We start from the raw sequence: 26231 nt of genomic DNA on the forward strand, positions 1-26231 counted from the left end.
AAAATATTGCTTATATTTGTTGGCATAACTTCTGAAATCGAAAGAAAACCTCATTTTGGAAGAATATAAAGTTGTAAAATTGAAAAAATGTTTTCTGTTTTGCGATTACTTTTTTATTCGACTTTACAGTTTTCAAAACCATCTACGGCAATATCTTTTAAAAAGTAGAGATTTGTTGCATTGTCTCACACTTTAATTTTTTTATTCTTTAGGAGGAATTATGTTTCTCATGCACAATAGAATGCTTAAAATTGTACTGTGAATCAAATACTTATTTGAAGGTTAGGCACTTTACTCTTTTTAAAGATGATTTTTATCGACCCACTTATCTTGCTTGGGGGGAGAAGCCAATGATTTTGATGGATACGACCTTAAGAGAAGAGGAATGAGAAAAATTTAAGCTATTCAGAGCGCTCTTTTTAGTTTCAGAATGATAAATAAGAATATTTATTCAATAAGTTGTAGGTATAAGAATAATATAATTGTGCGTAGGAAGATGATATAATTTAAAGGAGAGAAGCTAAAAGGTGAGGCTTTTTATTTTAAGATATTTTTTTATAATTCATAATGAGATCACTAAAATGCTGAAAGAGGTAGTGGCTATCTTGTGGTCCCGGAGAAGCTTCAGGGTGATATTGAACAGAAAAAACAGGTTTTCCAATGATTCGAATACCACAGTTTGAGCCATCAAAGAGAGAAATATGTGTTTCTTGAACATGTTGTGGTAAAGAGGCAGAATCTACGGCAAAACCGTGATTCATCGATACAATCTCAATTTTTCCAGTGTTAAGGTCTTTAACTGGGTGGTTGGCACCATGATGTCCTTGGTGCATTTTCACGGTCTTTGCACCAACCGTAAGAGCGAGAAGTTGATGACCAAGACATATTCCAAAAATTGGTAAATTATGATCAATTAATGTTTTGATTGTTGGAATGGCATATTGAGCCGTAGCTGCGGGGTCTCCTGGTCCATTAGAAAGAAAAACGCCATCAGGGTTCATTGCCAGAATTTCTTTTGCAGTTGTGTGGGCAGGCACAACAGTAATGCGGGCTTTTTGTGTTGCCATAAGGCGAAGAATATTACGTTTAATACCGTAGTCAATTGCAATGATATGAAGATTGTGCACATTGTTTGTACCGTATCCTTTATTCCAACTCCATGGTTTTTCATCCCATTGCATTGATGATTGAGATGTCACATCTTTCGTAAGGTCAAGATTGACGAGACCGTGCCATTTTTGCGCACGTTTCTTTAAAGAAGGAATATCAAAATTTCCATTAGCATCATGTGCAATGACAGCATTTTGTGCACCTTTTTCACGAATAAGAATTGTGAGTGCACGTGTATCAATACCACAAAGTGCAATAATTTTACGCGTTTTAAGCCATTGATGAAGATTTTCATTGGCACGATAATTTGAAGGATTTGTAATATCTGCCTTGAAAATAGCGCCAACAGCACCATGACAATTGAGAGGAGAGAGATCTTCAATATCTTCGCTATTTGCCCCTACATTTCCTATATGAGGAAAAGTAAAATTAACGATTTGTTGTGTGTATGACGGGTCTGTGAGGATTTCTTCATAGCCTGTGATGGCGGTGTTAAAACACACTTCAGCTTCAGCGATACCTGTAGCACCTGCTCCTTTGCCTTCAATAACGGTTCCATCTGCTAAGACTAAGAGGGCTGTAGTTTTTTTGATACTCCAAGGGTGGCTGGGTGAAGTCGCTTGTATCATATTATGTATCCACAATTTATTCTCTGAAAGGTATAATGATCAACTTTACACAAAAATCATACCTTTAGCAGATGCTGTGTATATTATTCTGGTAACGTTTTGCTTGAAGTAGGCAGTATAAGTACATTCCATGAAGAGGTAAAGTCTTGTTTTAGCTTTTCGAAGATCGAGTCCTTAATTATTTTTTTATCCTCCATTGCAAGATGGATAAAGATTGGTTAAAAGGCATCTTCTTCTTGAACAAAATTGGATAAATTTATGTTGCGTAACCAGATTGATGGGGCTCTTAGGGCTGCTTTGAAAGCGCAAGATAGTGCGCGTCTTGCTACACTTCGTTTAATGAATGCTGCAGTTAGGGATCGTGATATTCTTTATTATGATGAAGGGAAGCTAGAAGTGGATGATCAGCAGATACAGTCTGTTTTCACTAAAATGCTTCAACAGCGTGAAGAATTGATACGAGTCTATAAAGAGTCTGGTTGCTTGGAATTGGCAGAGAGAGGACAAGCAGAAATAGAAGTTATTCGTGAATTTCTTCCCTATCAACTTAAGGAGATGGAAGTAGAACAGGTTCTTTGTGAAGCTTTGGCACAAACAAAGGCAGAAAAATTACGCGATATCGGTAAGGTGATGGCATGGCTTAAGGAACGGTATGCGGGGCAAATGAATTTTTCTAAAGTGTGCAATAGTCTTCGTAAGAAATTGCAATAGATCTTGTTAATTCAAGGGGATTGGAAAATATTTTTTATTGTGCGTCGCCTTTGTAAGTCAGTAGGATGTTGATAAATTTCATTTATTTGTACACACATACTATTATAAAAAAAAATAACTTTTTGATATCAACGAAACTTTTTGGGCTCTCATAGAGCAATGAAACATCTTTTATGTATTATATTTTCTGTTTTTCAAAGCTGTTAGACCATTAAAAAACAAAAGTATTATAGAGTTTTTACTTTTTTAAAAAGATCTATTGTCAGCACTGTTAAAAATTTTAAAATAGGATGATTAAGCTAATTGATACAGATTTCCAATTTTGGGGAGTGTATTATTGTCTTTTTTGCTGTTTCAAAGTATTTTTTTGATAAAGAGTTTCCCGTATTTTAGAGTGGTGATTATTCAGCAAGAAATTTAAATATAGATGGTTTTATCAATATGGTGTGTATCTTTTTAATTCAAGTGCTGGTTTTAATGATAAGAAAATCAGAACTTTAAAACGTTTTTTCTAGGGGAGACATTTTTAAGCTGAGTTTATGAAATAAAAAGATCTTTTGAAAAGAAGTCTTTGTTTGTAATGTGTTCTTGAGATGATTTTGAAATTCTTTTCTTTGATTAAATCCCTTATAAGCTATATGAAATCTATAAGTTATGCAGAATAAAATGAGTAACCTCTATTTGTGGGGATACAGTGGTGAATCTGTTAAAAATAGTTCAGTTAGCAACAATGGCTTACCCGTTAACCGCAAACGGGAACGGCGTGCCCATAGCGCATCTTGTTGACCAATATGAATGTAATCGCGGGTTAATTTGTCATTGTTAAATAAATAATGTCCTAGAGGTACAGTTCCCAAATGCATTAAGGCTTGATTGTGTAGGAGGGTTTCTTGTGGAATTACAGTGCGTCCAAGGAGCCAAGGTTTATTATCTCCCATTAATATGACTTCGCGTAGCCAATAACGCGCATTTTCGGGGAGATGCTCTGCTTCTTCTGTTAATTTATCTCGCGTAATAAAACATTCGCGTTGTGGTTGAACTTGGAGGCAGGTACAATATTTCTTTAATCGAAGCGTCATTGAGCCCGATTCCATGAGCCAATCGTGAACATTTTCTGGTATTGGAGGATTTTGATCAGAAAACCACTTTAGAGGTGGTAAGATGGAATCTTCAAGATCAGACATCGTTTTACTCCACAGCTAAAGTCTTATTCCATATGTTATGTTGGGTTAAATAGATAGCTCTATTGTAATACAAGGAGTATAAAAGCAGCAAGATTTTAACAGGAAGATATCAAAGGGAAAATCGAAAGCAAAGGTCTTTAAAAGAAGATATGCAGGAAGTATATATTATAGGATTATTTTCATTTAAAAAAGCAAAATAAAGTATTATTTTTTGTCCAAGGCACTTTCACAATGCGTTACGGAAATTTCTTTATCGCATGAGAGCAATGGGAAAAATGTTTCGTGCTTTAAAATTCGTTTGTAACGCATATAAAGAAGAGCTAAAAATTCATCTATGCAAGATGATATAAAGAGGAAGTTTTAAGAGGAACAAAACTTTATTTTATACTTTAGAAAGTGAAGAGATATTCAAAACTTTTGAATTGAGATGTAAAGGAGATCGTATTCTTTATAATCAAGAAATTTATATTAATGAATATACTTTTTAAAACGTTTAAATATATTATATTATTAAAATTATGAAGTATTAATTTATATTACAGAGTATGTAGTAATTTTATAATAAAGTTTGCATTAATATTATTCATATTTATTTATATATTTTTATTATTAAAAATAAATTAAAAAAACACATCATAATTTAAGTTTTATATTTATTTTATATACTATTTTATTTCACATATTAGGAAAAAATTATTTATCATTTTGTTCTTGCCGTCTCTCTTTATTTCTTAAGATGCAAAAAAGCTCTTCGAGTTTTCTTGGTAAAAAGGGTATTGTTGATAGAGTGTAAGCTATTAAGCATTATACGGTAGAATCTTTAATCATCGTTAGTGATTTTTGTAACCTTATGGGTTGTTATTACAGTGAGATAAGCTGGATTTGCGCACGTGGTACAAAAATCAGTTCGTATTTCGTTAAAGTAACGCAACATATCTCTCCTGATATGCGTAAGTTTATATAGGTATGAAATGGTGCGTTATAAAGTTCTTTACTGCATTTCGTTTTATAATACGGTGATGGTGTATGCCCAAAATTGCAGCTTAAGCATCTCACCATCATATCAAAATTGGTAACAACAAGTTACAGGGGAATATTTTAAACTCTGCTCGTTGTTTCCTAGTTTTGTATTGAATCCCAAAAGGTGTAAAAAATAAATACTCTATGATCGAATTTTTTGTCCTATCCATATAAGAATACAGGCTCCTATAAAACCTGAAATAAGATAGCCAAGCCAACCAGCAAAACTTACACCTAAAAGACTAAAAAGAAAGCTTGCTAGCGCAGCGCCAATAATCCCTAAGATAATATTTAACAATATTCCTGTTTGGCTTTTCATAATATACTGTGCAGCCCAACCGGCAATCCCGCCGATAATAATAGCTGCAATCCAACCTATGTTTGCATTTTCCATGATACCCTCCTTTGCCTGAATTTAAATTGTAACTAGAGTAAACTTTGTAAAAATCAAGGTTTATTCCTTTTTTACCCAGTGGAAAGGATATTTCTGTTAGAGATTTTACTTGTTAATTTCCTTTATATTAAAATAATAATCACATTTATATTATATATAATAATTAATAAGTATAAATTATATAATACATTTTAATTTATAAACAAATTAATTAATTGAGAAATATGAATAAAAGAAGAAAATATTAGTGAAAATGTTTTAAGAACTCATAAAGTGTATTTATAAGCTTTTTAAGCTCTCTCTTACATTTAAAAAACAATTGTGATTAAAGTAATAAGTAAAATGGATATTTAAAAATTTGGAGCTTGCCAATTGATATCAATGATTTTTGAAATGAAAACTGTTTCGTTGACACGTTATAGCATGGCTGTATAGGTTGAACCTCTACCAATCTTCATATAAACGTTGCATTTTTGTGGGGTTTTGTATTCCTTATAGAGTATTTCTGTTTCGTTGCTACTGTGAAGCGGTTTCCTTTTTACAAGGCGGTTTAAGTTAGAACTATCATACTCTTGACCTATTCTTTATGTGTTTAACAGTTTTGGCTTTGAGATGGTTAGGCATTTTTACGTCTTTCTTCAAGAGTTCTATTCTACATGCTGCTTTGTTTGTAATGTGCAAGCAAATGACTTTGAGCAATTCATCATGAATAGATTTTAAATGAAAGAAACTTACGATGAAGAAAGCTCATTTAAATTGTCGAATAATAAGATATTTTGATTAAATCAATATCTTGACCATATTCAAAATTGAATAATCGATGTGATGTGTGTTTTATTCAAGTTATTTGAAAAGTTAAGTTTTTTCTGCTTGTTCTTCAGCAGGGTTGCGTAGACGAGAACTTTGAAGAAGTCCCTGTTCTTCTAAAATGGGGTAGATCATTGAGGTCAAAAGAGAGTTGATTTGTTTGAGGTCGCGCACAGTGTCGAGATGAAGACTGGATGATTCTACATTTTTGAGATCCCCTTCACGCAGACGTTTAAAATGTTTTAAACTCATCTCTTTTTCTAAGTTTCGTAGTTGATCTTTTTTTTGTACCAATAGGTGTGCAGTGTGTGTATCACGTGAGACGAGAACGTTAAATGCTATATGCGCGTTGGCTAGTACAATGGCGTGGAAACGAAGGAGGTCACTCCAGCCCTCGCTGCTGAACTGTAAACCTTTTTGTTGTTTCTTTTTAACCAGCATCAACATATTATGAATAATGATATCGCCTGCTTGGTCTAATTTTATACAGGCGCCTAGAAGTTCTTGCGTTTGAAGAGCTTCTTCGTCAGATAATTTTTGTCCCGCTAATCGGGCAAGATAAAGTTTGATGGCGATATGTTTTTTGTCCAATATGGTGTTGAGTTGGTTGAGTTCACGAATAATATTGGGATCAGGCTTTTCATAAAGTCCCATAATTTTTTCTAGCATGATGTCTACAAGATCACAAATATGAATGACTTCACGCATGACATTCGAGAGGGCGAGAGTTGGGCGATCAAGAACACTGTCATCAAGAGCTGTTTGATCAGATAAATTGAGCCTTTTGTCGGCTTGCATTTTTTTTGCACTTATATTCACGATCTGAGTGGTTAATTTTAAAACCCATTTTGAAAGCGGTATTCCAGCAAGGAGAATGAAAACATTAAAAATGATATGGGCGTTGATCACTTGAGTAGGGGCGTTATTGCCAAGCCATGTGATGGGAGGGTGAAAGGAGAGAAATAAGATAAGTATAAGGATTGACCCTGCCCCACGCATGAGTAAATTTCCTAAGGGAACGAGGCGGGTATTAGGAGAGGCGTTGCGCGTTAAAAGTGGTGCTATAAGAGAAGAGCCAAAGTTGACACCAAGAACCATGACAACACAGAGTTGCGTATGGATAAGATCGTAGTTGGCAAAATTGACCAGCAAAATGATTCCTGCAATGGACGAATGTAAGAGGTAGGTTAAGCCAGCAGCCAACAAAAAAGTGGAAATAGGATCGGTTGAAAGATAACGAATGATGCTAGGCAAAATTTCGCTTTCACGTAAAGGTTCTGTCGCGGTACTTATCATCTCTAAAGATAAAATCAAAAGACCAATACCGATGACAATACGTCCTATTTGACGCCATTCACGTTTTTCTGTTGTCATGAAGATACAAGTGCCAATTAAAAGACACAAGGGTACAACAAGAGTGAGGTCATAGGTGAGAATTTTTACAACGATTGCTGATCCTAATTCTCCTCCACGTACAGCCATAAGTCCTGCTACTCCAGAGACAAAACCAGATTCAACGAAAGAGCCAACGAGGAGTGTTATTGCTGTAGAGCTTTGTAAAATCATTGCTGTAAAAAGCCCAAAACTTACGGCAAACAATGGTTTTGAAACGACGTGGCACATTTTATATTTAAGTCTGTCACCATAGGCGCGTTCAACTCCTGTGCGCACCATGCGTGTGGCCCAGAGAAGTAAAGAAATAGCGCCGGCAAGATGAAGGAGTACCAATGAACCATTCATGATACTTTATTCTTTCTTTGTTGTTGTGAATGTGGTTGCCTCAAATTAATAAATTGAAGTTTATTGTTTTTATTTCACTTTTGCTTTTAATACTTGATTAAAATCATAACCGCTTGGATTTTGAAAAACTTTTAGACCGAAACAGGGTAGAATGGAATAGAGGTGATCAAAGATATCGCCTTGAATTTGTTCATAGTCGATCCAAACGGTGGTGTTCGTAAAGCAATAGATTTCTAAGGGTAAACCATTTTCTGTAGGAGGTAATTGTCGTGCCATATAGGTCATATTAGGGTTGATGTTTAGATGCTGTTGTAGATAAGCAAAAACATAAGCACGAAAAGTTCCAATGTTGGTTAAACGGCGCGTATTGGCTAAGATATCATGATTTTTATCTAATTGAGCATTCCATTGATCAATTTCTGCTACTTTTTGCGTGAAATAATTTTCTAATAAATTAAATCGGGAAAGATATTTTTGTTCTTCTTTTGTGAGAAAATGGATACTTGATTGATCAATAAAAAGAGAGCGTTTGATGCGTCTTCCACCCGATTCTTGCATTCCACGCCAATTTTTAAAAGGGTCGGTCACAAGTTTACGGATAGGAACTGAGGTGATGGTGTTGTCGAAATTTTGAACTTTAACAGTATGCAAGGCAATTTCAATAACATCACCATCGGCACCGAGATTGGGGATTTCAATCCAATCCCCAACACGAACCATATCAGTGGATGAAATTTGAATACCGGCAACGAGAGAAAGAAGCGTATCTTGAAAAATTAACATGAGAACCGCGGCCATTGCACCAAGACCGGAGAAGAGAATAAGAGGGGAGCGGTCAATCAATGTAGCGACCATTAAAATTGTTGCAACAGCAAAAAGTGCAATTTTAGCAATTTGAATATAACCTTTTATTGGTTTTAGTCGTGCTGTTGGTCGTTGTTCGTAAAGGATGTTAATGACATTGAGACAGGAAGAAATTGTCAGGACGACAAAGAAGATAATGAAGGCGTTGGCAACATTACCGATGACAGTGCTAAATGCATCGGGCAATGTTGAGATAAAATTAACACCAATTGAAAGAATAAAAGCTGAAATGATATCCGCTATGTATTGAATAGCATTATTAATATCGATCGTTGTATTTTTGGGGAGAAAAGAAGAGAGTTTTTTTGCTCCGTGAATAAGTAATTTTCGTCCTAGAAAGTTCACTAAAAGGGCAGCTATAGTAAGAATAACAAGCCAAGAAATAGCCTCTAACCACGGATATTGAGCAATAAATTCGATCACTTTTTATTCTCCATTTCTAAAAATATATGCAGTTGAGGGGTTAAAATTTTACAACTGCTTAAGAGGAAGTATTGGAATTATGCTCTAAAGTCGTTAAATATGCAAAAAAGAATTTTCAAACTCTGTGAGAGATAATGCGTTTTCCGCCCGATTTCCTTAATGAACTGCGTACGAGACTCCCAATTTCAACAGTGATTGGTCAACGGGTGGATTTTGATCCTCGAAAAAGTAAGCCTTCACGGGGAGACTTTTGGTGTTGTTGTCCATTTCATGGTGAAAAAACGCCAAGTTTTCATTGTGATGATCATAAAGGGCGCTATTATTGTTTTGGTTGTGGTGTAAGTGGAGATATTTTTACCTTTTTGTGTGAGCTTGATGGACTGCACTTTTCAGAAAGTGTAGAGCGTTTGGCTGATTTTGCGGGAATGAAACTCCCTATTTTGGATTCACAAAGTCATAAACGTCAACTGGAAAAAGCTGACCTTTATGATGTGATGAAAATTGCCACAGATTTTTTTCAATATAATTTACGCGATAAAGGAGGTATGCAAGCACGTTGTTATCTGGATGCACGTGGTGTTACACCAGAGCTTGTAGAGCGTTTCCGCATTGGTTTTGCACCGGTAAGGCGTACAGCTTTGAAAGAAGCTTTGAGTGCACGGGGCATTTCAATAAAGCAAATGGAAGAATGTGGGCTTCTCTCAGTGCATGAGGAGAGCGCGGATTCTTATGACCGATTTAGAAATCGCATTATGTTTCCTATCGAAGATTTGCGCGGACGTGTGGTGGCTTTCGGAGGGCGTGCATTAGAGAAAGAGACACGAGCAAAATATCTCAATAGCCCTGAAACAGTGCTGTTTCATAAAGGAAATATACTTTATAACGCGGCAGCAGCTCGCAAAAATAGTCGCTTTGTTGGCGATGAAAAAATTCATTCACTCCTTGTTGTTGAGGGGTATATGGATGTCATTGCATTGACTAAAGCTGGTTTTGAAGGAGTTGTAGCGCCCTTAGGGACAGCATTAACGGAAGCGCAAATTGAGCTTTTATGGCAGATGGGGAAGGAGCCTATTTTGTGTTTTGATGGTGATGATGCTGGTTTAAAAGCTGCTTTTCGTGTTGCTGATCGTGTGTTGCCTCTTTTAAAGGCTGGGGTTTGTGTACGCTTTGTTTTGTTGCCACAAGGGAAAGATCCTGATGAAATTGTTTGTGCTGGTGGAGCACAGCTTTTTTCTTCTTTTTTGCAAAAAGCTATTCCTTTGAGTGAGCTTTTATGGTGGCGTTCTACCTATGGAAAGCATTTTGAAATTCCAGAGGCACGAGCAGCGCTAGAAAAACAACTAAAACAACAAATTTTTACGATTAAGGATGAAGATGTCCGTCGTTATTATTTGCAAGATGTAAAAAAACGCCTTTTTGATTTTTTTCGTCCCTCTTTTTCAAAAAAAAGGGGGGAAGGGCGATATGGTCAATCTTCACCAAATAGGACCTTTAAAGATCAAACCTTTTCTCTGTTAGAAAATTCTGAAATAGTACGAAATTCTTCGCAATCTATCCCTTTGCGTGAAGCAGTGATTTTACTTACTTTAGCTTACTATCCTGAGTTGTGGTATGAAAATTTTGAAATTCTTTCTGAGTTAGAATTAAAAAATACTCAATTGATAATTTTTCATCAAGCTATGTTGGAAATTCTTGGGGACCAACAGCTTCATGATAAAGAGACGATGGTTGCGTTCTTAGAAAAAAGAGGGCAAAAGGCTCTGTTAGAGCGTATGAAACATCTTGTGCAAAATATTGGTATGCGTATTATTCTTGGTGGAGCCCCTATAGAAGATGCGCGTGCTATATTAAAACAAGCTGTCTACTTGCATCTTCAAGAACACCACCTACATAAGAGGTTACAGGATATTGAAGAGCAACTTGTAGAAAATCCTAAGAGTGAGGTTTTTGATCTGCTTCGTGAGGTAAAAAATGAGCTGGAGCAGATGCAGGCAACAGAAGCGTTAATTGAAGGATTTGGAAGTTGGTTGGATGAAAAAATAGACGGGAATACACAAGATACGATAAAATGATTCGCTTTTTTAATGCGAATCAGTCACTTAAATTTTAGATGAGGAAGTTTATGTGGAGTGACATTTTTATAAAGATGACAATTAAATTTTAGGAAAAGCGGGTAAATTTTAGGAAAAGCGGGAAATTGGTTCTTACGATAGGGTGCAGAGATTATCTCAGAAGGGCTGAGAGGTGTCGGGGAAACTTCTGGAGTTTTCCCGCGTTTTTGTCTGGGTATCAAGTTTGTCTGGATGTCAGGGCGTATACAAAATGTATTCTTTCCAATGGTAATCTCTTAACAGGAAGTATATATGAGTAACTATTGGTAGATTTTAGTGAGAACAAAAAAACTGGTCACATGGAAACTATGGTTACATAGAAACTGTGAAGTGATCGAGTGGAGTTATGGTATGGCAACAAAGGTTAAACAGAAAGATAATGCAGAAGTAACAAACCAAGCGAGTTTGGATAGTCCTCTTCTTGATTTTTCTGATGATGCCATCAAGAAAATGATTAAACTTGCCAAAAAAAATGGTTACGTAACAATGGATGAACTCAATGCAGTTCTTCCTTCTGACGAGGTTACATCCGAACAAATTGAAGATATCTTGGCGATGTTCTCTGAGATGGGGGTTAATGTTGTGGATGATGAGGATGAAGTTGAGTCTGAAAATTATGAAGAAGAAGTTACGGTAGAGGGGGGTGATTTAGTAGAAGCCTCTAGCCACGCAATTGCAACGGCAACGAATAAACGCGAAGTAACAGATCGTACGGATGATCCGGTGCGTATGTATTTGCGTGAGATGGGAGCTGTTGAGCTTCTTTCGCGGGAAGGCGAAATTGCCATTGCTAAGCGTATTGAAGCAGGGCGTGAGACAATGATTGCGGGACTTTGTGAGAGTCCTTTGACTTTTCAGGCTCTTATTATCTGGCGTGACGAGTTAAAAGAGCAGCGTATTCTTCTTCGTGAAATTATTGATCTTGAAACGACTTATGCTGGTCCAGAAGCAAAGCAGGCTCCTGTTATTGAGCGAAGTGAAGTTGATAAGACCGTAGAAGAAAAAATGTCTTCTGGTATACGTAATATGGGGGAGAGCGCAGGAGAGAGAAACATTGAAGACGATGATGAGGAGGACGAGGACGATGTTAACTTATCGCTTGCTGCAATGGAAAATGAACTTTGTCCTCAAGTTATGGAAACATTGGATTTTATTGCTCAAACCTATGTAAAATTACGAAAATTACAAGATCAGCATGTTGAAAGCAGTTTGGCAGAGCGTAAAGAGGGGGGCCTTACATCTTCTCAGAAGAAGAAATATATTCAATTAAAGGGTGAGTTGATTCAAGCAGTAAAATCTCTTTCTTTAAACCAAAATCGTATCGAAGCTTTGGTTGAACAGCTTTATGACATCAATAAGAGATTGATTCATAATGAAGGTAAGCTGAAACGGATTGCCAATAGCTATGGCATTGGCCATGAGGACTTTTTAAAAGAATACCAAGGGCGTGAATTGGACGCAGATTGGATGAATTATATTGCTGCTTTGCCTACACCTGGTTGGAAAGAATTTTCGATGCGGGAAGCAAAAGAAATCCAAAAACTGCGAAGTGAGATACAAAATCTTGCGCAAGAAACGGCTATTTCGATTGGTGAATTTCGTCGGATTGTTATGCAGGTGCAGAAAGGTGAACGCGAATCAACAATTGCAAAAAAAGAGATGGTAGAATCTAATTTGCGTCTTGTCATTTCAATTGCAAAAAAATACACCAATCGTGGTTTGCAGTTTCTTGATCTTATTCAAGAGGGCAATATCGGTTTGATGAAGGCTGTGGATAAGTTTGAATATCGGCGCGGCTACAAATTTTCAACTTATGCAACATGGTGGATTCGTCAAGCTATTACACGTTCAATTGCTGATCAGGCACGTACAATTCGTATTCCTGTTCATATGATTGAAACAATTAATAAAATTGTTCGTACCTCGCGTCAGATTCTCCATGAAATTGGACGAGAACCAACACCAGAAGAATTATCTAGCAAGCTTTCTATGCCGTTAGAAAAAGTACGAAAAGTTCTTAAAATTGCAAAAGAACCTATTTCTCTCGAAACGCCTGTTGGTGATGAAGATGATTCCCATTTGGGTGATTTTATTGAGGATAGGAATGCGTTATTACCAATTGATGCTGCTATCCAAGCTAATCTGCGAGATACGACAACACGCGTTCTTGCTTCATTAACACCGCGAGAAGAACGTGTTTTGCGGATGCGTTTTGGAATAGGGATGAATACAGATCACACGTTGGAAGAAGTAGGACAACAATTTTCAGTTACAAGAGAGCGTATTCGTCAGATTGAAGCAAAGGCACTTCGTAAATTGAAACATCCTAGCCGTTCACGAAAATTGCGCAGTTTTCTCGATTCTTAAATAAAGGAATTCGTGTGCATTTTAATAACTTCCTCCTTCTTCTTAATGAAGGGGGGAGGTGCTTCATGTTGTACTTGGATACTTTCTTGAGAAAAACATAGGAAGAATTTGAACAATCTAGAAAGTTTACGATGTTTAATGTTTTTCTTAGCTTTGGGGCTTTATACTTCTCTGTCTCAAAAGAATAGATATAGGGCAAAGGGTGGTTATGGAGTAGAGAGTAGGGGGCTTTCAAGAAATGAACGATAAAAACATTACCTTGCGTATAGCGCGGCTCGTTTTTAAGAAATGAGATCTGTTAGGAATAAACTTATATTGCAACATACGAACTTTTTGATGAAAAATGTATGTTCTTTGCGGAATTTTTCTATCATTTTAGGTGACGCATTTTATTCTTCGTTAAGTTTACAAAGAGATGTTTCAATAGGTTATGTTCATTTATATGCGCTATTTTTGAATATTCTCTTTTTATTCAGATAGCTTTTAAGAACATGGTTTAAAGTATACATTGAGTTGAATCTTTTTAAGAGACAGAAATAGATAAAATTATAGAAATTAAACGTTTCATTTTTTATAGATCGTCTTAATTAAAAAAGGTGTGTCTGAGTTTATGAGTGGAGAACTTCCCTTTTGGAAAGTAAAAAAATTAGAAGAGATTTCCATTTCTGAGTGGGAGAGCCTTTGTGATGGCTGTGGCCGTTGTTGTCTCCATAAAGTTGAGGACGATGATACGGGTGACCTTTATGCAACCAGTATTGCTTGTCGTCTTTTAGATGGGGAAACTTGTAGGTGTCGAGATTATGCTCATCGTAAATCAATTGTACCAGATTGTATATCGCTAGACATTACGACAGTTAAAACAGCGCGTTGGCTTCCAGAAAGTTGTGCTTATAGATTAATTTATGAGGGAAAAGATCTTCATTGGTGGCATCCATTGGTATCAGGAGATTGCCAGACGGTACATACAGCGCATATTTCTGCCCGCGGACAGATAAAGGTTTACGAAGACGAATTATTATCTGAGGAAGATTATCTTCATCATATTACTGGTCTTCTATGTAAAGGCCAGTAATATGATTTTTTATACAACAGTTGGTGATTTAATCGATCGCAAAGACGACAGTGACGCTCACATTATAATTTAATTCACCACCTGCAAAATTTGTATTTGCGTAGCTTGCATCTGCTGCTCTACTCATGAGACGTGGTGTTGGGTGGTAGTAATCATCCCTTTCATTGATTTCAATAATTTTTCCTAATTTTAAATCGGCTGCTTGCGCTATCGTTTGCGCTTTTTCAATGGCTTCAGTAATGGCTTTTTTACGTGCTTCTTGATAAAATGGCTTTGTATCTGCGTTGGTAAAAGTAATGCAGTTAACTGAATTAACACCTAGAGTCATCGCTTGATCAAAGATTTTACCAGCATTGGCAAGATCACGAATGCGCACGGTCAAAGAATTTGAAACATGATAGAGTTTTTCATTATTCTTTTTTTCGTGGTGTTTATCAGAAGTCGACTGATAAATGGATAAGCCTGATGTTTGCAAATCATTTGCTTGGATGCCATTGTTTTTAAAAGCGTTTATAATATCATTGATGGATTGATTATTGGAAGCTAATGCCTTTTGGGCAGTTTTGTCATAGGTAACAACGGCTAGATTAATAATTGCCATATCCGGTGCAGCTTGACTTTCTCCGATTGCAGTCACTGTAATCGTTGCATTTTTCATTTTATTTTCTTCAGCATAAGCACGTACAGTCAACGATGTGGCTAAGAGTGTAAATGCTAATATAACTGCTTTAACCAGAGAACCCTTCAGTGGTTGAATTTTCTTTTCTATCATATCTATACCTTTATATTTGTTAGTTAACTATTCTCTCATTTTTAAGAGTTCTTGTAAAGAAATTAGGGCACTGAAAAAAAACCAATAGAAAAGAGAAAAAGATGGGTTATAATCTTTGTCAGCTCTTGTATCATAGGGCATTTTAGTTTAGAGAGAAACAACCTATATATGGGGCCTGTAGCTCAATTGGTTAGAGCCAGCGGCTCATAACCGCTTGGTTGGGGGTTCGAGTCCCTCCGGGCCCACCAATAGGGAAATGTCCAATAGAAAAATGGATCGCTTATATAAAAGTTTTGAGATTCTACCTTTTTTGTTTTTTATTTATTTTCCTGTTTGTTTTAGAAGCTTTTGGTCGTTGTTTGTTGCAGTTTTTTCTCTCAGTCGCTTTAATATGATGGTATGTTTTCTTAGTCTCATCAAAGAAGTTCTCTCATTTACAACCTTTTAGCATTTGGATTAACTGATATGGGGCGCTATTTACTTTCTTAATTCATATACTGTTTTGTACTTTTTCTGTGTGGTGTTCTTCATAAAATAGAAGGCTAAAAGCTTCATTGGATAAGTTTATTTATACTTGTTCTGCAAATAAATAGACCTCAATAAAACCAATTTTAAAGATTGGACCTGTTCAGAACAAATGGCTCAAAAAACATTTAGTGTAAATTTGCTTTTTTCTTAAGTGATGCTAAGGTCTTTTAGACGTTCGAATAGCATCATCGTGATGAAAGGTTAGTGTATAAGAGAATGTGATCTATGGGCATTCATATGTATCATGGGGCAACGATGATAACATTTGTTGATATTTTCTTTTTCCCAAGAAAGGAATTCTATTTGATATTTTGAGAAATATTGTTCATAGTGACGGTGGCGTGTTCTCTGAAAAGAATTTTATTAATTGTTCTTTGAAAAGTCAATTGAGTGATTATTTCTATCGCTTTGCATCATCCAGATTCTATTGTAATAAGCATTTTATTATTCTGTAAGAAATATTTTCTATGATATTGGAAAATTCATTAAAATGCCATTTTCTGTTTTTGTGTATTTTTTGCTTAATGTTTAAATTATAGAGTTTTCATGTGATCCGAATTATTATTGAAGAGCAGACGTCTTTTTTGATTTTACTCTCATAAGGAATTGGCAATATTGCGGTAATCCTAGCACTTTTTTGTATTGCTAACATTTTTCTCGTATTGATCGTATAGAGAGTTTTATCTTTATTATGAGTTTTTTCTCTTATGAAAAATTATTGGCAGGGAGGGTGTTTTTTTGGAAAAGTATACTTCTTCTTCAAAGTCATACTTTGAAAATATAATTCTTCATAATTTGCATAAGGAAATTTCTCTCTTGTTGTAAATCTGTATAAAATTTACGTACAAAGATTGTGCATGGTGATTCGTTTTATTTTTTAATAGTATCATTTTTGCTTATGATAGAGACTTATATTAGTATTTACAAGGGGCGTTTAGAGGGGAGGTTACCTGTAAACGTGTTACAGAGTTTTAGGTAATGTGGCTCTGTTTATAAGAATTTATTCCTATAACATTGTTATATTCTTGCTTTGCAATATTGTTAAAAAAATATAGATGGTGCTATGTAGAATAAATTGTGATGTATTTTTTTCAAAAAGCTTTTTCGTGTTCTCTTATATAGAGTTCAGGAGTGTCTTCAGGGATATTTTCACATTAGTTTTTATTGGTCCGAATCGCAAGATCTGCGTAACATTATTCGCGTTTTTGATAGATTATACCAATTTTCATAAGAAGGTCTGGATCGTGTGATGCTTTCTGTTTCACCATGGTGCATGACTAATAGAACTTCATCTGATTTTGTAAAATAAGTTTGTACACAATTGCTTCCATACTGCCTATTGCAAATATTTTTTTCTAAGGTATGAGATATATTTTAAACGCTTTGGCGTTATATAGTGTGACTACATGGAGTATGACTATGAAGAATGATAAAAAATTTGAAACAACTTTATCTGATATTATTGTGAAATGGGAGTCTTTATCGACGTCTCAAAAGCAAGCGATATTGGATAAAGTAGAAAATTCTACAGATTCTGCTCATTCAACAGAACATTTAAGGCTTCAATCTTCTTTTTATCTCCAGACGAAATCAAAGTTATGAGTTTTAAGTCTTCATCGGAGATGTTGAAACCAGTTATTACATATATGGCACTAGCATTTCCCAGTGTATTCAAAATAGCCATGAGTTTGTCTACAGAAGGCCTCTTGCCTCCATTTATCATTTGTTGGACGTAATTTTGTCCACAGCCTGCAGCTCTGCTTATTTCAATCATTGTTCGTCCGTCACTTTTTATTAATTCAACTAAGCGTTGGAACCAATCTTTTTCAGTCTTTGTCATTTTTAGACCTTTACATATTTACGCTATAGCGTTAATATTGCGTTGCGAATCCAGAATATATGATACAAGGAGCGTGAAAATATCCATGTGTAGCTCTTCGCTAAGGAAGCATATAGAGTTGTTTTTAACTAATAACAAAATGTCCCCATACACTTTCAGATTCGAATCAATAAAAATGGTTGCTTAGTTCCACGGTTGTGAAAAAGTAAATGTGTATACCAGAAAGGGCGATACACACTCGTATGTTTATGAGATTTCACTATGATAGTATACGTAGCAGCATTATAAATCAAGATATACCCCAACATCAGAATTTGTAAAAAAAATTCTGCGTTGAGGTAGTGTGTGAATATAACGAAGCTTTAGAGCCTTAAGAGATAGGATAATGGCTGTAGAAAAAATGTAAATTGCATAGACAAAGAATACTGATTTCTTCTTTATTGTAATAAATTAGATCACTATCAGATGGTATATCGTATATATGCGTAAAAAAATGGGAAATATCAAAAAAGTGATCTTGGATATTTTATTAAACAGGAAGGTAATCTGATCCACAAAGGTGGTTGTTTGGTAGAATTGTACATTCGATCAATGCCCTTATGGCGATGAATGTGTTTTTATGATGCTGCGGTTTATAATGAAGTCTGTGTTTATAATGATATTGTTATTGATAACAATGCATTAACATATGGTTGTTTAGTTGTTCGTAAGAGTTCGCATGTTTATGAAAAATAAGAACTTTATCGTTATTTGAATATGAGTGGAGATGCATATGTTTATGCTAATGCGGTCTTTTTTGATCAAGTTTTGAATGCTCAATGTATTGAATTTTGTGGTGATACTCGTGATTTTAGAAAGGCTCGAGTTTATAATGATGCTTTAGTTTGTGGTGATGTAAAGATTTGTGGGAAGGAAAAATTTTACAGAAATGCTGTGCTTTGTGACACTGAAGATTTTTGTAATAATGAAAAACTTTCATATATAGCCGCATTCCTCATGGCGTAAAAAAGGAAGATAGGAACGATTTGGGCAAGGCTTGTATGATTGGATTGCGTCGTTAGTTTTATTTGACGTTCCTTATTTTTTGTATTTTGTGTCAATAAACGTGTCGCAAATAATTGGTGTGAGTGTAGATTTAGCCGCTTTCAGAGATTTGTTTGCGTCATTTATCAATGCTTTAATGGAGAAAATAAGAACGCCGAGAGTGACTGTTCACACTTGGAACATGCAATTTATTGCATTCTTTTTTTGATTGAGGATGAAACAAATTGGTCAAGATGATCACTTGAGCGACAATTAAGGGAGATCCAAATGAGTGTAAACGAAATTTTATTGGGAGCAATGATTGTTGTTTTGTTGTGCAGTGGGGTTATATTTCGGTTTTCTTTATATTATCGCAGTCAAGTGAAAATTTTAAAAGAGGAATCTAGAAGAATAAAGCATGAGTTTTTAAGAGATTCTATGAAGATGACTGAAGAACGAGATAGGGCTATTAGAGAGCAAAGTATGGTGATTAAAAGACGTGACCAAGCAATTGAAAAACTGAAAAAACAAATTAAGCAATATGAAAAAAATGAAAAGAAATATAAAAAAATGCTTAAATCTGAAGATGATAAAGAGTGATTGTATTCATATTTTGCATTAAAGGGTTTGGAAATGTGTTAGGAAGATTGGAATGACGAGAGAGATAAACTTTAATGAAGCCAATTATGGTGCTGATGGAGAGATTGTATTGGAAGAGAATATTCAAGTTTACTCTGATTTTATGACAACATTTAAGTTTATAAGACAGAGCGTCGTTGATCATAAAATAAGAGTTTATGATGATAAACCAGTTTATAGGTAGGCTGGTTATTAAAAAGCGCGTCTATACAATCCAGCAATTTTATATTATTACTGGAAACAATTTTGCACGTTCTTTTTAGATGTAAGGTATAAATGCTACGATAGTTTCAGCTAATAGGTATAAAAAATTGCATGATAATAGAAAGAAAGAGATATTTGCTTTTTATGAAGATGAAATGGGTAAGTCAGTTATGATTATCAGATACAGAAGAGGAATATGAACGTAAAAGATATTAATATCTTGTAGAGTAAATATATTTCTCATTGATGATTTATCTTCTCTTCATGTGCGTTTATTTTTTATGAAAAATACAAAACTTAAAAGATTTTCTTTTTGATAAAGGCTATAGAGATTTGAGTATGATTGAAAATAAACATATAATCTGTAAGAATATGACTGTTATTTGTGAGTGTCAGAAATAATACAGAACTTCCTCTCATTGAGGGGAAATCAATCACTTTTCATTTATCACAAAAGTGACTACCATACCATTATACAAAATAGACGCTTGTTTTAATGGTAAAGAACGTTAGGACTGTAGTTCTCTAATAAGAGCCTTATGTGTAATTTCTTTTATTTGCTCAATATTGATTAGGATATCTTGTTTTGTTGGATAACCTTTACTAGAAAAAGCAATTTTTTGTGCATCTCCTGAGATTAAACGCCAGTACCATTGATTGTGAACTCCTTGAAACACCTCAAAATACATGCTTCCCACCTCATAAAATAGCTGATAATTTTCAGGATAAATATTTAACTAATCCGCTTGTAAACATTAATGTATGTCTCTCTAGGAAGTCGTCAATATATTCCCCTTAAATTTTCTGACCTTAAAAATAATTTCTATGAGAGCTATTATTCTTTTAACAAGAAAAAATTTATTGTCAATAAGATATGAATGAGAATTTTATACTATAAAATTATTTTTTTTAATTTAAAGACACTATACTTTCATTTACAACGCAAATATTTTTCTGTCGTTACAGAAAAAAAGTTTATAAATTATATAAAATTTCACCAGCAAGGATAAAGTAAAAAATACTTTTTTCCATACTGGTAGAGTTTAATCATTTCTTGTTTTTTCTTTTTAAATAGACGTTTATTGATTAGCTATAACCTCTTTTTGGGATACACTTCGAATGAGTAAATCAATGAATAAGCTAAGGGTATAAGAATTGGCCATTTTAGCTTTCATATCGATAAGAGAGGTTGTAGTTTTAGGGTTAAAACCATTTGATAAACCTTGTCTTGACAAATATTGCTGCAATTTTTCATAAGAACTGTCGATTTTTTCTTGATTTAGTTTTTCGTTACGATCACTATCGGCAAGAGTTTCTTCCAGTCCCTCGATTTTTTTAATAAAATAATTCCAGTCAAAATCACCTTTTGTATATTCGGTGTCAAACATTTTTCCTTGTCCAGTTAAAAGCCAATTAATATTGACACCATATAACGTGCGGTATGTTTGTAAGACACTAAGATTGGGTTCTCTCTCTCCACGCTCATAAAAAGCAATGGAATTTTTTGTCATGCTAAAACTTTTAGCTAAGGTTTCACGTGATGGATCGCCTAAAGCAAGACGTACATAACGTAAACGTTTTCCAAATATGGTTTTTGATTCAGTTTCAGGACGTGCCACGAATTATCTCCCTCGGTAAATCATCATGGTATAAATCATTAAATAATAAAAGCACACTATGTATTAATATTCTATGATATAATGTCAATATTATAGCTTTAATTTCTTGTTGTTTTTTTTATTTGTGTAGATAGAAAGCAATCTTTCATTTATTGTATTGACAATTGATATTCACTTCAAAACAAAATTCCTTGTTGCTACATTTGTCTCTTGCTTTTTTTGAAAGAATTTTCATGTAACTTTACCATATATATTCTATACACCTCTGCATTAATAGATGCAACTTTAAAGAGATGCAAACTTTGGATTGGTACTGGGTGTGCTTAGATGAAGTAGAAAATAAACTTTGAGGAATGATCATGGCCCTATTACGCTATTTTGGGTTTGCTTTTTTTTTCACGATTATTGGTGTCTTTTTAGGAGGGGTTATTGGTTGGTTTGAAACGGAAAGTATTACTGGTTTTCTTAAATATTTTTTTATTTGCTTTGTTTTAGGAATTTTGGAAATTTCTTTATCTTTTGATAATTCTATTATCAATGCGCGTGTTCTTAGTAGAATGAGTCCATTGTGGCGTCGTCGTTTTCTTATGTGGGGCATTTTGATAGCTGTATTTGGGATGAGAATTGTTTTTCCATTATTGGTGGTTGTCGTTGCTGTTGGGATTAATCCAATTGCGGCAGTCAAATTAGCGATATGGGAACCACATCGATATGCTGAAGTTTTAACCGATGCGCATATGGGGATTGCTGCTTTTGGAGGAACTTTCCTTATGATGGTTGGCTTAAAATATTTTTTTGATTCTGAAAAAGAAGTGCATTGGCTTAATGTTATAGAGAAACCTGCTCAAAAGTTTGGGGCGCTTGTTGGAATTGATATTGCAATTGTTTTGATTTTGATCTTATTGGTTTCAGGTCAGATTGACGCAGAAAATAAAATAACTTTTTTATTGGCAGCACTTTATGGACTTTTGACCTTTATCGGTGTTGAAGTTGTCGGTCATCTTTTGGATACTCCTCAAAAGACTTTAACAACAGTAGCTCACGGGGGAGTAGGGGCGTTTCTTTATTTAGAAGTTCTTGATGCTAGTTTTTCTTTCGATGGCGTGGTTGGTGCTTTTGCCTTTTCACACAACCTTTTTATTATTGCGATAGGTCTTGGTATCGGAGCATTTTACGTTCGTTCTATGACAATTATGTTGGTTGAATCAGGAACATTATTGCATTATCGTTATTTAGAGCATGGTGCTTTTTATGCAATTCTAGTTCTTGCAGTGATTATGTATCTGCAAACGATTATATCGGTTCCTGAAATTTTAACAGGACTTGTGGGAGTCTGTATTATTGGAATGGCATTATATTCTTCGATTCGTTTTAAGCATCGTCAATTGGATAAACATGTTGTATCTAAGTAATGGAGATCTCTTCCTTTTTCAAACTTTTGTTTATCGCATATCTTTGAATAGAAAGAGGTCTTTTATGCAAAATAAAATACTATTTTATTGCTTATTTGCGTTTTTTTAAGTTGAGTTTATTGCATAATACTACCCATGAAGGGAATAATATACAATCTCTAGGATACTTTTTGACCTAAATATAAGACAGAAAGCTGATGCTATACTTTTTACCAGCTTTCAATATTATGACAAGCTTTTGCATTAATGGTTCATAAGAGGCCTTTTTGCTGTTTTTTTGAATGATTTCTATTCATACATTGGATTCTCTTTGTAACGTGTAAGAGAATGGTTTTGAAACAGGTTTGAAATGAGAGAATTTACGATATTCTGAACTCTTACTTAAATATGTGCAAAATAATTTATCCTTTATAAATCAGTGTATTATAATGGTAGATTAGAGAAGGATATTTTAAGAGACCATTAAAAGTTCTATACCGGCTTCGTTCATTGTTTTAAGCATAGTGTTTAGTGATCCGTTTACATCAATACCAGCACAGGCATTTAATGAAACACTGACTTTAAAACCGCATTGCATAGCGTGAAGAGCAGAAAATCCGACACAAAAATCAGTTGCTAAGCCACACATAATGAGCTTAGTAAAACCATGTTCTTTAAGATAAACTTGTAAACCTGTTGGTGTTTTTTGATCATTTTCAAGAAAAGCAGAATAGCTATCCATTTTTTGATTATAGCCTTTTCTAAGGATAAGTTGTGCCTTTTCCACTCTAAGAGATGGATGAAATTCTGCTCCTTGTGTTCCTCGTATGCAATGATCAGGCCAAAGTATTTGAGGACCGTAGTCAAGAATGATGGTATCATAGGGCTTTTTTTCAGGATAGCAGGAAGCAAAGCTGCAATGGTTTTTTGGGTGCCAATCTTGGGTTAAGATAACGTGGTCAAAATGATTTATGAGATTATTGACGGCGGGTAAAATAGCATCACCTTGTGGTACGGCAAGTGCTCCACCTAGTAAGAAGTCATTTTGAACATCAATGACGATTAAGGCTTTTTTTTCCATAAATATATTCCTATATGAGATGATCTTTTATCGTATTTTTAAAAAGCTATATTTCGTCTTGAAGTTTTGAAATGATTTGCTGAATATTGATATTATTTTTATAATTATCAAGCCAAAAGAGGGGGATGGATAAGTTTTTACAATTGGTTTTATAGTTTGTTACGAATTGTAACCACGTACCAATGGGAAGTGCACTGTAGTCATTTGTTGCTACGTGTTGATGCAAAGCTTTCATGATCATTGGGCTTGGAACGTCAGATCCCATAAGGCGGCGATCATTTTGTAAACGTAATTTAAGCCATATCAAGGCAAGGGGGGAAGACCATTGTTTCCCGTAGCAAAAAATCGATGAAAAAAGGGAAGGATTTTTTACTGCGTAATATAAAGCCCATAAAGCGAAAAAAGAAGGTGCATAGAGAATTGCTTTTCTTTTTGGTACCATATTACATTGATAAGTTGGTTTAATACGATAAAAATACAATGTTATATCTGGTATGGAAAAGAGAGGCAATGTTTGATAACAGGTTTCAGGTACAGCTAAAAAGATTTGCTTTTTGCTTTTTTTGGGGATGTTTTTTTGCATTCAGAACCATACTGGGGCTTGTGAGATTAGAAAAAATGTACCAATATAAAGCGAAAAGCTTTTGATACGATGTAAGTGCTATTTACTGTACAGTTTCAAAAAGCAAAAGCAGTTTTTTTCAAAATCCTAATCTTTAATATCGCACAATATAAAGAGAAATTTATGGCACGTCAATTTATCTATCATATGGCTGGGCTTAACAAGTCTTACGGCAATAAAAAAGTTCTAGAAAATATTCATTTGTCTTTTTATCCAGATGCGAAGATCGGTATTTTAGGGCCGAATGGTGCAGGGAAGTCAACTATTTTACGTATTATGGCTGGGCTAGATAAGGAATATACGGGAGAAGCATGGATTTCTGAAGGAGCTCGCTGTGGATATCTACCACAAGAACCTTTGCTTGATGCGAGCAAAGATGTGCGTGGCAATGTGATGGAAGGTGTTGCAGATAAACAAGAAATTCTTGAGCGTTATAACGAATTGATGATGAATTATAGCGAGGAAACGGCTGATGAAAGTGCGCGGCTTCAGGACATTATTGATAGTCAGAATCTTTGGGATTTAGAAAGTCAAGTGGAAATGGCTATGGCTGCTCTTGGTTGTCCGCCAGCCGATGGGGATGTAACAAAACTTTCGGGTGGTGAGAAGCGGCGTGTTGCACTTTGTAAATTGCTTTTGTCAAAACCTGATTTGTTACTTTTGGATGAACCGACAAACCATTTAGATGCTGAAACGACGGCTTGGCTTGAAAGGCATCTACGTGAATATCCTGGGGCTGTGCTTTTGATAACCCATGATCGTTATTTTCTCGACAATGTAACGGGTTGGATTTTAGAGTTAGATCGCGGGAGAGGTATTCCTTATGAGGGGAACTATTCTGCTTATTTGGGGGTTAAAGCCAAGCGTTTGGCTCAAGAAGGACGTGAAGAGGCAGCGCGTCAACGTGCCTTATCACGTGAGCAAGAATGGATTGCTTCTAGTCCAAAAGGGCGACAAGCAAAGTCAAAAGCTCGGATTAAGGCTTATGATGAGTTGGTTCAAGCAGCACGTGAGCGTCGTCCTGGAGAGGCGCAAATCATTATCCCTATTGGAGAAAGATTAGGACAGGTTGTTATTGAAGTTGATAATCTCTCTAAAGCTTATGGTGAGCGTGTATTGATTGATTCTCTTTCTTTTAAACTTCCTGCAGGTGGCATTGTCGGCGTTATTGGGGCCAATGGTATAGGAAAGTCGACCTTGTTTAAAATGTTGACGGGACAGGAACAGCCCAATTCAGGTCAAATACGTATCGGTGAAACAGTTCACATGAGTTATGTGGATCAGAATCGCGATTCCTTGGTGGGGAATAAAACTGTTTGGGAGGAAATTTCTGGTGGAAATGACATTATTAAATTAGGCAAATATGAGATGAATAGTCGCGCTTATTGCGGGGCTTTTAATTTCAAGGGGGCAGATCAACAGCAGAAGGTGGCAAATTTATCAGGAGGGCAGCGCAATCGCGTACATTTGGCAAAACTTCTAAAAGAGGGGGGGAATGTGCTTCTTCTTGATGAACCGACAAATGATCTTGATACTGAAACATTGGGTGCATTGGAAGATGCATTGGAAAATTTCGCTGGTTGTGCAGTTATCATATCGCATGACCGTATGTTTCTTGATCGATTGGCAACACATATTTTAGCCTTTGAAGGTGATGGTCATGTAGAATGGTTTGAAGGTAATTTTGCTGAATATGAGGCTGATAAAGTTCGTCGTCTTGGGGCGGAATCTCTTAATCCTAAGCATGCAAATTATAAACCTCTTACACGCTAGAATTTTTTATCTTATCTCAACTTTGTTGGAATAATTTTGTTGGAATAATAGTGTATTTTATTGCGTTTGTTATTTCATAAATAAAGTGTGTGTGTACTCTGTGGAAGTTTTTATTCATTGAAAAGAGTAAGAGACACTTTATGAAATTATAGCCTAAATAGGGTTGTTCTAATCATGATATATAACCGGTTATTGCTTGTAAAATTGCAATGAAAAGGAGGAGATGAAGAGTATAGTACTACTTCTACAAATGCTCTGGTCATTGAGCATTACCATCTTTACTTAATAAAAATGCAAGCTGGCATCA

Annotated in this window: 21 protein-coding genes and 1 tRNA gene; 11 read left to right on the top strand and 11 right to left on the bottom strand. The window is 35.2% G+C overall.

Annotated elements, in window-relative coordinates; translation table 11 throughout:
* Positions 1-542: 542 nt before the first annotated feature.
* On the bottom strand, positions 543-1739 hold the full coding sequence (gene carA / locus ACFIME_RS06005; RefSeq protein ID WP_375662065.1) for a glutamine-hydrolyzing carbamoyl-phosphate synthase small subunit: 1197 nt from the start codon (positions 1737-1739) through the stop codon (positions 543-545).
* 258 nt (positions 1740-1997) lie between these two features.
* On the opposite strand from carA, the gene ACFIME_RS06010 reads away from it, so the two are divergent.
* Positions 1998-2450 (top strand): GatB/YqeY domain-containing protein, encoded by a 453-nt coding sequence (locus ACFIME_RS06010; protein WP_375662066.1) that lies wholly within the window; start codon positions 1998-2000, stop codon positions 2448-2450.
* A 677-nt stretch (positions 2451-3127) separates the two neighbouring features.
* Here ACFIME_RS06010 and ubiC read toward each other — a convergent pair.
* The 4 genes from ubiC to ACFIME_RS06030 form a co-directional block, all read right to left on the bottom strand.
* Entirely contained in the window at positions 3128-3634 is a 507-nt protein-coding gene (gene ubiC / locus ACFIME_RS06015) for a chorismate lyase (protein ID WP_375662067.1), read from the bottom strand.
* A 1162-nt stretch (positions 3635-4796) separates the two neighbouring features.
* Positions 4797-5048, bottom strand: a complete 252-nt coding sequence (locus ACFIME_RS06020; RefSeq protein WP_375611967.1) for a GlsB/YeaQ/YmgE family stress response membrane protein — start codon at positions 5046-5048, stop codon at positions 4797-4799.
* An 855-nt stretch (positions 5049-5903) separates the two neighbouring features.
* Positions 5904-7595 carry a Na/Pi cotransporter family protein gene (locus tag ACFIME_RS06025; protein ID WP_375633036.1) on the bottom strand — a complete coding sequence of 564 codons (1692 nt, stop codon included), beginning with the start codon at positions 7593-7595 and terminating at the stop codon, positions 5904-5906.
* A 69-nt stretch (positions 7596-7664) separates the two neighbouring features.
* Positions 7665-8882: a mechanosensitive ion channel family protein gene (locus tag ACFIME_RS06030; protein WP_375633034.1), complete on the bottom strand. Its 1218-nt coding sequence runs from the start codon at positions 8880-8882 to the stop codon at positions 7665-7667.
* Positions 8883-9016: 134 nt separating this feature from the next.
* On the opposite strand from ACFIME_RS06030, the gene dnaG reads away from it, so the two are divergent.
* The 3 genes from dnaG (at position 9017) to ACFIME_RS06045 (ending at position 14432) form a co-directional block, all read left to right on the top strand.
* The gene (gene dnaG, locus ACFIME_RS06035) at positions 9017-10954 is read left to right on the top strand and encodes a DNA primase (RefSeq protein WP_375662069.1); all 1938 of its coding nucleotides are present in this window, start codon (positions 9017-9019) and stop codon (positions 10952-10954) included.
* Between the two features lie 390 nt (positions 10955-11344).
* Positions 11345-13360: an RNA polymerase sigma factor RpoD gene (gene rpoD / locus ACFIME_RS06040; protein WP_375662070.1), complete on the top strand. Its 2016-nt coding sequence runs from the start codon at positions 11345-11347 to the stop codon at positions 13358-13360.
* Between the two features lie 610 nt (positions 13361-13970).
* Positions 13971-14432, top strand: coding sequence for a YcgN family cysteine cluster protein (locus tag ACFIME_RS06045; RefSeq protein WP_375662071.1), 462 nt, complete (start codon positions 13971-13973; stop codon positions 14430-14432).
* Between the two features lie 28 nt (positions 14433-14460).
* Here ACFIME_RS06045 and ACFIME_RS06050 read toward each other — a convergent pair whose 3' ends face one another.
* On the bottom strand, positions 14461-15204 hold the full coding sequence (locus ACFIME_RS06050) for an SIMPL domain-containing protein (protein ID WP_375662072.1): 744 nt from the start codon (positions 15202-15204) through the stop codon (positions 14461-14463).
* Positions 15205-15375: 171 nt separating this feature from the next.
* Between ACFIME_RS06050 and ACFIME_RS06055 the strand changes: the two genes are divergently transcribed.
* A tRNA-Ile gene (locus tag ACFIME_RS06055) sits at positions 15376-15452 on the top strand.
* A gap of 1699 nt (positions 15453-17151) precedes the next feature.
* The gene (locus tag ACFIME_RS06060) at positions 17152-17334 is read left to right on the top strand and encodes a hypothetical protein (protein WP_273790801.1); all 183 of its coding nucleotides are present in this window, start codon (positions 17152-17154) and stop codon (positions 17332-17334) included.
* On the opposite strand, the gene ACFIME_RS06065 is transcribed toward ACFIME_RS06060, so the two are convergent.
* Complete coding sequence (locus ACFIME_RS06065) at positions 17258-17572, bottom strand: helix-turn-helix domain-containing protein (RefSeq protein ID WP_007347852.1); 315 nt, start codon at positions 17570-17572, stop codon at positions 17258-17260. The two genes, ACFIME_RS06060 and ACFIME_RS06065, sit on opposite strands and share 77 nt — an antisense overlap.
* A 750-nt stretch (positions 17573-18322) precedes the next feature.
* On the opposite strand from ACFIME_RS06065, the gene ACFIME_RS06070 reads away from it, so the two are divergent.
* The 3 genes from ACFIME_RS06070 (at position 18323) to ACFIME_RS06080 (ending at position 19418) form a co-directional block, all read left to right on the top strand.
* The gene (locus ACFIME_RS06070) at positions 18323-18577 is read left to right on the top strand and encodes a hypothetical protein (protein ID WP_375634632.1); all 255 of its coding nucleotides are present in this window, start codon (positions 18323-18325) and stop codon (positions 18575-18577) included.
* 306 nt (positions 18578-18883) lie between these two features.
* Positions 18884-19195: a hypothetical protein gene (locus ACFIME_RS06075; protein WP_375613354.1), complete on the top strand. Its 312-nt coding sequence runs from the start codon at positions 18884-18886 to the stop codon at positions 19193-19195.
* A gap of 52 nt (positions 19196-19247) precedes the next feature.
* Positions 19248-19418, top strand: coding sequence for a hypothetical protein (locus ACFIME_RS06080; RefSeq protein ID WP_375621377.1), 171 nt, complete (start codon positions 19248-19250; stop codon positions 19416-19418).
* A 529-nt stretch (positions 19419-19947) separates the two neighbouring features.
* Here the strand turns inward: ACFIME_RS06080 and ACFIME_RS06085 are convergent.
* Positions 19948-20127, bottom strand: a complete 180-nt coding sequence (locus ACFIME_RS06085; protein WP_142416545.1) for a DUF1508 domain-containing protein — start codon at positions 20125-20127, stop codon at positions 19948-19950.
* A 390-nt stretch (positions 20128-20517) separates the two neighbouring features.
* Positions 20518-21057 carry a helix-turn-helix domain-containing protein gene (locus ACFIME_RS06090; protein ID WP_375611979.1) on the bottom strand — a complete coding sequence of 180 codons (540 nt, stop codon included), beginning with the start codon at positions 21055-21057 and terminating at the stop codon, positions 20518-20520.
* Between the two features lie 359 nt (positions 21058-21416).
* On the opposite strand from ACFIME_RS06090, the gene ACFIME_RS06095 reads away from it, so the two are divergent.
* Complete coding sequence (locus tag ACFIME_RS06095) at positions 21417-22469, top strand: DUF475 domain-containing protein (RefSeq protein ID WP_375684651.1); 1053 nt, start codon at positions 21417-21419, stop codon at positions 22467-22469.
* Positions 22470-22920: 451 nt separating this feature from the next.
* Here the strand turns inward: ACFIME_RS06095 and pncA are convergent, their stop codons facing one another.
* Both pncA and ACFIME_RS06105 read right to left on the bottom strand, forming a co-directional pair.
* Entirely contained in the window at positions 22921-23529 is a 609-nt protein-coding gene (pncA, locus tag ACFIME_RS06100; protein ID WP_375655111.1) for a bifunctional nicotinamidase/pyrazinamidase, read from the bottom strand.
* Positions 23530-23575: 46 nt separating this feature from the next.
* Positions 23576-24112, bottom strand: coding sequence for a hypothetical protein (locus tag ACFIME_RS06105; protein WP_375655110.1), 537 nt, complete (start codon positions 24110-24112; stop codon positions 23576-23578).
* A gap of 162 nt (positions 24113-24274) precedes the next feature.
* On the opposite strand from ACFIME_RS06105, the gene ettA reads away from it, so the two are divergent.
* Positions 24275-25924 (top strand): energy-dependent translational throttle protein EttA, encoded by a 1650-nt coding sequence (ettA, locus tag ACFIME_RS06110; protein WP_375684652.1) that lies wholly within the window; start codon positions 24275-24277, stop codon positions 25922-25924.
* Positions 25925-26231 lie beyond the last annotated feature (307 nt).

The organism is Bartonella sp. AP1QHHD, from assembly GCF_042196265.1.
Lineage (GTDB): Bacteria > Pseudomonadota > Alphaproteobacteria > Rhizobiales > Rhizobiaceae > Bartonella.

Bases quoted from the DNA above. Each gene is read 5' to 3' on its own strand.
- carA (WP_375662065.1), bottom strand. From the start codon at position 1,739: ATGATACAAGCGACTTCACCCAGCCACCCTTGGAGTATCAAAAAAACT.
- ACFIME_RS06010 (WP_375662066.1), top strand. From the start codon at position 1,998: ATGTTGCGTAACCAGATTGATGGGGCTCTTAGGGCTGCTTTGAAAGCG.
- ubiC (WP_375662067.1), bottom strand. From the start codon at position 3,634: ATGTCTGATCTTGAAGATTCCATCTTACCACCTCTAAAGTGGTTTTCT.
- ACFIME_RS06020 (WP_375611967.1), bottom strand. From the start codon at position 5,048: ATGGAAAATGCAAACATAGGTTGGATTGCAGCTATTATTATCGGCGGG.
- ACFIME_RS06025 (WP_375633036.1), bottom strand. From the start codon at position 7,595: ATGAATGGTTCATTGGTACTCCTTCATCTTGCCGGCGCTATTTCTTTA.
- dnaG (WP_375662069.1), top strand. From the start codon at position 9,017: ATGCGTTTTCCGCCCGATTTCCTTAATGAACTGCGTACGAGACTCCCA.
- rpoD (WP_375662070.1), top strand. From the start codon at position 11,345: ATGGCAACAAAGGTTAAACAGAAAGATAATGCAGAAGTAACAAACCAA.
- ACFIME_RS06045 (WP_375662071.1), top strand. From the start codon at position 13,971: ATGAGTGGAGAACTTCCCTTTTGGAAAGTAAAAAAATTAGAAGAGATT.
- ACFIME_RS06050 (WP_375662072.1), bottom strand. From the start codon at position 15,204: ATGATAGAAAAGAAAATTCAACCACTGAAGGGTTCTCTGGTTAAAGCA.
- ACFIME_RS06060 (WP_273790801.1), top strand. From the start codon at position 17,152: ATGAAGAATGATAAAAAATTTGAAACAACTTTATCTGATATTATTGTG.
- ACFIME_RS06065 (WP_007347852.1), bottom strand. From the start codon at position 17,572: ATGACAAAGACTGAAAAAGATTGGTTCCAACGCTTAGTTGAATTAATA.
- ACFIME_RS06075 (WP_375613354.1), top strand. From the start codon at position 18,884: ATGAGTGTAAACGAAATTTTATTGGGAGCAATGATTGTTGTTTTGTTG.
- ACFIME_RS06080 (WP_375621377.1), top strand. From the start codon at position 19,248: ATGACGAGAGAGATAAACTTTAATGAAGCCAATTATGGTGCTGATGGA.
- ACFIME_RS06085 (WP_142416545.1), bottom strand. From the start codon at position 20,127: ATGTATTTTGAGGTGTTTCAAGGAGTTCACAATCAATGGTACTGGCGT.
- ACFIME_RS06095 (WP_375684651.1), top strand. From the start codon at position 21,417: ATGGCCCTATTACGCTATTTTGGGTTTGCTTTTTTTTTCACGATTATT.
- pncA (WP_375655111.1), bottom strand. From the start codon at position 23,529: ATGGAAAAAAAAGCCTTAATCGTCATTGATGTTCAAAATGACTTCTTA.
- ACFIME_RS06105 (WP_375655110.1), bottom strand. From the start codon at position 24,112: ATGCAAAAAAACATCCCCAAAAAAAGCAAAAAGCAAATCTTTTTAGCT.
- ettA (WP_375684652.1), top strand. From the start codon at position 24,275: ATGGCACGTCAATTTATCTATCATATGGCTGGGCTTAACAAGTCTTAC.